The sequence below is a fragment of the Aerococcus sp. UMB1112A genome, assembly GCF_030230715.1.
In the GTDB taxonomy this organism is placed as follows: Bacteria; Bacillota; Bacilli; order Lactobacillales; family Aerococcaceae; genus Aerococcus.
On sequence record NZ_JASPDS010000011.1, the window covers coordinates 61,072 to 67,549 of the forward strand.

9 protein-coding genes and 1 rRNA gene are annotated in these 6,478 nt (G+C 47.7%); 3 read left to right on the forward strand and 7 right to left on the reverse strand.

Annotated features, from left to right (window positions below):
- Positions 1-48 precede the first annotated feature (48 nt).
- Genes QP860_RS07335 through QP860_RS07345 form a run of 3 tightly spaced genes read right to left on the reverse strand, consistent with a single transcriptional unit; the run spans position 49 to position 1,460 of the window.
- A complete protein-coding gene (locus QP860_RS07335) occupies positions 49-855 on the reverse strand; it encodes a hypothetical protein (protein ID WP_284912451.1) in 807 nt (268 codons plus the stop codon).
- Complete coding sequence (locus tag QP860_RS07340) at positions 839-1,147, reverse strand: barstar family protein (RefSeq protein WP_284912453.1); 309 nt, start codon at positions 1,145-1,147, stop codon at positions 839-841. Before QP860_RS07340 ends, QP860_RS07335 begins: the two co-directional genes overlap by 17 nt.
- Position 1,148: 1 nt before the next feature.
- Entirely contained in the window at positions 1,149-1,460 is a 312-nt protein-coding gene (locus tag QP860_RS07345) for a ribonuclease domain-containing protein (RefSeq protein ID WP_284912454.1), read from the reverse strand.
- Between the two features lie 356 nt (positions 1,461-1,816).
- Between QP860_RS07345 and QP860_RS07350 the strand changes: the two genes are divergently transcribed.
- The gene (locus QP860_RS07350) at positions 1,817-2,191 is read left to right on the forward strand and encodes a RidA family protein (RefSeq protein WP_070618452.1); all 375 of its coding nucleotides are present in this window, start codon (positions 1,817-1,819) and stop codon (positions 2,189-2,191) included.
- A 745-nt stretch (positions 2,192-2,936) separates the two neighbouring features.
- Here QP860_RS07350 and QP860_RS07355 read toward each other — a convergent pair.
- Together QP860_RS07355 and QP860_RS07360 are read right to left on the reverse strand one after the other, a co-directional pair.
- Complete coding sequence (locus QP860_RS07355; RefSeq protein ID WP_284911045.1) at positions 2,937-3,521, reverse strand: hypothetical protein; 585 nt, start codon at positions 3,519-3,521, stop codon at positions 2,937-2,939.
- Between the two features lie 103 nt (positions 3,522-3,624).
- Positions 3,625-3,978, reverse strand: coding sequence for a DUF6568 family protein (locus QP860_RS07360; RefSeq protein WP_070620830.1), 354 nt, complete (start codon positions 3,976-3,978; stop codon positions 3,625-3,627).
- 137 nt (positions 3,979-4,115) lie between these two features.
- Here QP860_RS07360 and QP860_RS07365 point away from each other — a divergent pair, with 137 nt between their 5' ends.
- Positions 4,116-5,075, forward strand: a complete 960-nt coding sequence (locus QP860_RS07365) for a glycosyltransferase family 2 protein (protein WP_284911047.1) — start codon at positions 4,116-4,118, stop codon at positions 5,073-5,075.
- Between the two features lies 1 nt (position 5,076).
- Entirely contained in the window at positions 5,077-5,907 is an 831-nt protein-coding gene (locus QP860_RS07370) for a metallophosphoesterase (protein ID WP_284912455.1), read from the forward strand.
- 76 nt (positions 5,908-5,983) lie between these two features.
- On the opposite strand, the gene QP860_RS07375 is transcribed toward QP860_RS07370, so the two are convergent.
- Positions 5,984-6,271 carry a YkvA family protein gene (locus QP860_RS07375; RefSeq protein ID WP_070620821.1) on the reverse strand — a complete coding sequence of 96 codons (288 nt, stop codon included), beginning with the start codon at positions 6,269-6,271 and terminating at the stop codon, positions 5,984-5,986.
- A gap of 127 nt (positions 6,272-6,398) precedes the next feature.
- Positions 6,399-6,478: ribosomal RNA gene (gene rrf / locus QP860_RS10610) — 5S ribosomal RNA — on the reverse strand; the annotation flags it as partial.

Consider the following 6,478-nt stretch of genomic DNA (forward strand, 5'->3'; position numbering starts at 1 on the left):
GGCATCTTCTTTCCTATTATACCGCATCTCGCGCCCTCTTGTAAAAAGTTAAAGGGCCGCTTCTTCACGCGCCAGCTGCAAAACTAGGGCCGCGGCCGTATCCCGCTCCCAAGCAAAGCGACCATTCTGCAAATGATAATCAATATTCTGCCGGCTGGTTTGGGCGATTCGAGCGATAGAAGCTGCATAACCTTTCTTAAAGAAGCCTGTCACATAATAGTGTGACCGGCCCAGTTCTTCATGGATATCACGGTAGCGAACAGCTTTAGGAGCGGAGAGGTCAAGTGTCTGGTAAGCCGCTAATTTCTCATCTTGAGCGAGATACTGGTTTTTGGCTTGCCAGATGCGCTGGATGCCCCGCACCAAATGCTCTTCTTCCTGCATATCTTCTGCCAGGTAGAGGGGATAGTGGAGTTCATAAAGTAAGGTCAACAAGGCTTGAATTTCCGACTGCTTGGCCTTGAGGTCTGCCCAGTGGAGAAGCTGGGTATTGACAATGGCGTCTTCCAAGAAATCCGCATTATAGAGGACCGTCGACGAAGCAAAAAGCTGGCTCTGTTCCAAAACCGTTTGGGCGTAGGATCGTGCGCGCTCCTGGTCCAAGGACAGGTCTTCTGTCACACTCGCCAGGCCGATCCCCCCATCCACACGCAGGGGAAAAAGCAGCTGGTTAAAAATCCGGTAGGCCAAAAAAGCAGCGGCAGAGTGTTTGAATACTAGGTCTCCCGACTGTGGGCTCGCAAGCAGGCCTGGTTTAAACCATTCGCGGACAAAAGCCTGGGCCGTGAGCCAGAGCGGGTCATTTATAGACAAATCCCCGCAAGCTAATTGTAAGACACTAATGCTTGGCATCATCGTTCTCCTCCCAAGTTAAGTCCAAGGCCCAGTCTCTTGCAGCTTCAAGCAATACCCGCCGCCACCGCTTAGCCCAGCGCCCTTCCCGTGCTTGGAGGTCAGCATAATGGCTGACAACAATTTCTTGGCCTGGAGGCAGCTGGCTCAGGACATCATACAAGGCATCGAGATTATAGGAGGCTTGGGTCGGTCTCCCGGCCAAGATCTGCTCGTAAAGATAGGCATAAGCCTCAGCTGATTTCGCTAAGTGTCGGCAGTCAATCTGGATTAGATCATGTCCCTGGTCTCGCATCCTAATTCGCCTCCTTTAATGCTTTAAAGCTATCATAGTGGTCCTTGGTGTAGTATATCTTATCCCCATCTTCGGAATAAACCAGGCGCTCTGGCCCCCGCGGCCCACCCTGGTAATTGACATCGGCTTCCCGGTAATCCTCATCTTCCGGCAGCTGTCCCTCGTAATTACCAAAACGATCGCCTCCAATCGATTTGTGGTCGGTGACTTCCCAAAGATTGCCCTCTTCGGGAATCCAGCCGGCCGCCTTGGCTTCAGCCTTGCTGATATAATTCTTAGGCAGGTCACCAAATTGATCGATATAGGCTGCCACCTCTTCCGGACTTGAGTAAGTCTCGCCTTCAACGACGGCTGGAGAAGACTGAGAAGTAGCGCTTGATTGGCTAGTAGCCGGCTCATCCGTCCCCGTCTCTAGACCTCCTTACCCCAAGTCTTGGCCCGTCCACAGCGCTAGACCTAGGACGATCAAGGCGAGCAAGCTTTGCAGTAATTTATTATTCTTTAATCCCTTCATTCTTATCCTCCATCCTTTTACCCTTATTATAACTGATTTTAGGAAGGGGGTCATGGTTAGCCCTTATTTTATACCAGCTGAAACTAGCCATCGCTCATTTTTCTGCTATAATAAGACTAGTTGAAACGCTTTATTTTTGAAAGGAGTTTTCTCATATGAAAAAAGTCATTGAAACTAAGCAAGCCCCAGCTGCTATCGGTCCTTATTCCCAAGCTGTAGAGATTAACAACAGTCTCTTTGTCTCCGGGCAAATTCCTGTCGACCCAAGCACTGGTGAAATTGCTGAAGATATTGAAAGCCAAGCCAAACAATCCATGACCAACTTGAAGGCTATCATTGAAGAAGCCGGCTACCAAGTGAGCGATATCGTTCGCTGCACCATCTTCTTAACGGATTTGGCTAATTTCCAAGCAGTCAATGAGATCTATGGCTCCTTCCTAGAAGAACCTTTCCCATCAAGAAGCTGTGTCCAAGTCGCCGCCCTACCAAAAGGCGTTCAAATCGAAGTCGACGCCATCGCAGTTAAATAATCAGGGTGTGAGCAAAGGCGGTCAGAAAGGGATGACTGGAGCCAAAAGGGATAAGAGCGGCTCCAGCCAGTCGTTCCCTTTTGCTGAAGTCACTCCCTTTCTACCTTTGCGAACCCGACTAAAGGGTGAGAGACTTGGCGTTTAGACTTGTGAAATCACTCCAAGCCTGCCAAGTCGAACCCAACTAAGAAGGGTGTGAGCAAGGGCGGTTAGACTTGAATGATTGGAGGCTCATCGAAAAAGGCTGACGCCAGTCAGACCTTTCGATGAGCTGAAATCACTTCAAGTCTGCTCTTGAGAACCCGACTAAATCAGGGTGTGAGGGCGCGCGGGTAGAAGTGGACCTCTGGAGCAAAGCGACAGAGAAGACTAAAAGTCTTCGGCGGCGCTTTGTGAAGAGGAGCCGCTTCTGCGCGACCGAACCCGACTATAGGGTGAGAGACTTGGCGGTTAGACTTGGATGATTGGAGCAAGTCAGAATAAGAGCGAAGCATTCGCTCGTTTCTGACTTGTGAAATCACTCCAAGCCTGCCAAGTCGAACCCGACTGAGGGTGCGAGCAGTTGCGCCCTGACTTGAATGACTGGAGGCCAAACGGAAAAGAGCGGCTTTAGCCGGTCGTTCCGATTGGCTGAAATCACTTCAAGTCTGCAACTGAGAACCCGACTAAAGACGTGAAGGAACAAAGAGAAAAGGCGGAAGCAATATTTGCCTCCCGCCTTTTTTATTATCGACTTAATTCAACTTTACTTGCCGAAGTGTTCTTGCAGGTAACGGTAAGAGTAACCTGGGTCTGAACCTAACTCTTCAGCTGCTGCGACTGATTCAAGGATTTGTTCATCAGTGTAAGCATCTAAGGCATGCGCATCTAATCCCATCACATCAATGATAATTTGACGTGCTTGAGCTGGATCTGTTACCGTCACAGGGGTCTTCGATGCTGGTTCCTTGGTTGTTGTTTCAGCTTGGCTAGCTTGAGGGGCTTCTGCTTGATCAGCAAGAGCTTGTTTACTTGATACTGATTTAGCTTGAGCCTTGTCAGTTTCATCTTGGGGTGAATTATCTTCGACAATACGTGCTGATTTCTTTGTACGGCTTGTTTGCGTCGCTTCTTTATCTCCCCCTTGGTCTTCGGAAACCACTTTCGCTTCCTTTTGACCTTCTGGAGCAGATTTACTGTCAGCTTCAGCTGACTTACCATTGTCTTCTTTGGCTGGTTGGAATAAGCCGACACTGGCTTCTTTGGCCTCAGCTGGCAAGTAATTCCATGTGAGACTCCCCACACCTAATGTTGCCACAACGGCTAAGGCTGCATATACTTTCTTTTTCATTTTATTTCTCCCACCCTTCATTGCTAGTCTTATTATAGTCACAATAGCGACTGATAACAAGTTTTAGTCAGTATTTCAGAGTAATTTTAAGATAATTTAATTTTTAAGAGTCTAAATACCCTTCAATGGTCTCTTGACTATCCGAGGAATCTGCACGGAAATTATGGATCTGACCCTGCCCCAGTTTGACCAGGCTAGGAACCGTATAAACTTCCCCACGTTCGCGCAAGGTCCTGAGGGCTGGATCTAGGCCATTAGAAGAGTCCACATAATAAACAGCCTGTCCCGTCCTTTCCATAGCAGCCGTCAACTTTGGCACAAAACGCCGGCAAAAACCGCAAGTTGGCCGCCCTAAGAAAACATAATAGCTTTGTTCACTATGGATGGCATCGAGGGCTTGTCCCGCCTGCCACTCTTCCGCTCGATCTATAAAATCCTGAAATGTATTGTCTGTCATCGAATCACCCTTTCAAGGCTATCTTAGCGAAAGCTGAAGCTTAAAGCAAATAGATTGTTTTAGGAGAATTTAAGGGTTAGAAAAGGAAAGTATAGTATAATGATATTATGAATTTCCATCGATACAAGGAGGATTTTATGGAAACTATTTCACTTATTGTTCCTTGTTTTAACGAAGAAGAAGCAATTAATCTTTTTTATCAAGCGGTTGAAAACATCCGTCCCCAATTTCCAAGCCATATTGAATTAGAATATGTCTTTGTTGATGACGGTTCTTCCGACCATACCCGGGATATCCTCGCTGACCTAGCCCGCCAGGATCAACGGGTCCACTACCTATCTTTTTCACGCAACTTTGGCAAGGAAGCGGGTATCTACGCGGGCCTCCAACACGCCAAGGGAGACTATGTCGCTATTATGGATGTTGACCTCCAAGATCCGCCCGAGCTCCTCCCTGAAATGTACACTATTATCCAAGACCAAGCTTATGATTGTGTGGGAACGCGCCGGGTAAGCCGCGAGGGGGAGCCCCCTATCCGTTCTTTCTTTGCCAACCTTTACTACCGGCTTATGCAACATATCTCCAAGACTGAAATTGTCAGTGGAGCTAGAGACTTTCGTTTGATGACCCGGCAGATGGTTAATGCTATCCTTGAAATGACCGAATATAATCGCTTTTCCAAAGGGATTTTTGCCTGGGTGGGCTTTAAGACTAAGTACCTAGAATATGAAAATATCGAACGCAGTGCGGGTCAAACGAGTTGGAGTTTCTGGAGCCTGTTTACCTATTCCATTGATGGGATTGTTGCCTTCTCCGAAGTACCGCTCGATATAATCTCCATCCTAGGCTTTTTCTCCTTTCTAGCTGCCATCCTGCTGGCGATCTTCTTTGCGGGACGAACCCTGATCTTTGGTAATCCCACATCCGGCTGGACCTCTTTAAGCGTGATTATCCTAGCTATGGGTGGTCTCCAATTGCTCTGCCTGGGCGTGGTCGGCAAGTATGTAGGTAAGACCTTCCTAGAAGTCAAACACCGTCCCCAATACATCATTAAGGAAACGGACCAAGACCTGGCCCCTGTCCCCAATGAAGGCTAAGATGACAAGCTGCCGCTTAGCCTTTGTGTCTGACCTCCATATCGACCATAGCCCGACTTGGTCAAGCCGAGACTATCTAGAGGCTTGCCAAGCATTAATTAGCCAGGAAGACATCGATTACTTCATCATTGGAGGCGACATTAGCAATAACTGGCATACAAGCCTCGCCTTTGTTGAGGAACTCGACAGCTCCTCGCCAGCAGCTATTTACTTTATCCCCGGCAACCATGATTACTGGCAGCGTCCAGCTCCCAGGACAGACACTTGGGCAATCCATCAAATATTTCGCCAACACCCCCAGTGCCTCATGGGTAAAGCCCTGCAGCCCTTAGCCAATTGGCAGATCGTTGGCCATCCTGCCTGGTACAACCACGCTGTCCATGATGAGCGTTTTAGCCCTGAACAAATCGAAAGAGGGCGCTTCAAGTTAGCGACCTGGCAGGATAAGAAATTTATCGACTGGGACATGACCGACCGCGAAGTATCCCAAGCCTTTAGCCAAGAAATCTGGACTGACTTCCAGCAGGCACCAAGCCCTAACTACATCTTTGTCAGTCATATCCTAACCATCCCTGAATTCACAGTGCCTATGCCCCATCCAGCCTTTGACTTCTTCAACGCCTTTCTAGCAACGGATGATCTCAACAGCCTCTACCAGAACTTTCCTATCCGCTACAGTATCATGGGCCATGTCCATATCCGCTACCAATTTTACAAAAATGGCACGCATTTTATTGCGAATTCGCTAGGTTATCCCAAAGAATGGCGAACAGACCAGCTCGACCAAGAACTCCGATCAGCCTGTTTTATCCTTGATCTGAACGAAAGATAAAAATTCCTCCTCTCGACTTTTTAAGTAAGCCGGGAGGAGGAATTTTTATGTATTTATGTTACCAATACGCTTTCGCCTAGACCTCAACCTTTTCTGCTTCTTTTATTTCAGGCTTAGATTCGTTCACTTCATCATTTTTAGACAGTAAAGACATTGCTAGAGTCGTTAATACAGATACAATCACTGCATCATCGGCAAAACCAATCGGTCCAAAGATGTCTGGTAACAGATCTGTTGGAAGGACCGCATAAGCGATAGCGATGCCCATAATAACTTTGATGTGGGTAGGGGTTTCTTTTTTAAAGAGGGCACGTACGAACTGTGCCAGGGTAGTTTTGGAATTAGTTAATGCATTCTTTTTCATTCCATCATCCTCCTATACACCCTTATTATAGGAGGAGTCCTCGCCCAAAACATCCTACCTTAGACGGATTCTGCATTTTTCAATCTGGAATACAAAAAAGCGACCCTAAAGGATCGCTTTTTCATTTGCACGGCAGCGTCCTAGTCTCACAGGGGGCAACCCCCAACTACATTCGGCGCTAAGAAGCTTAACTGCTGTGTTCGGCAT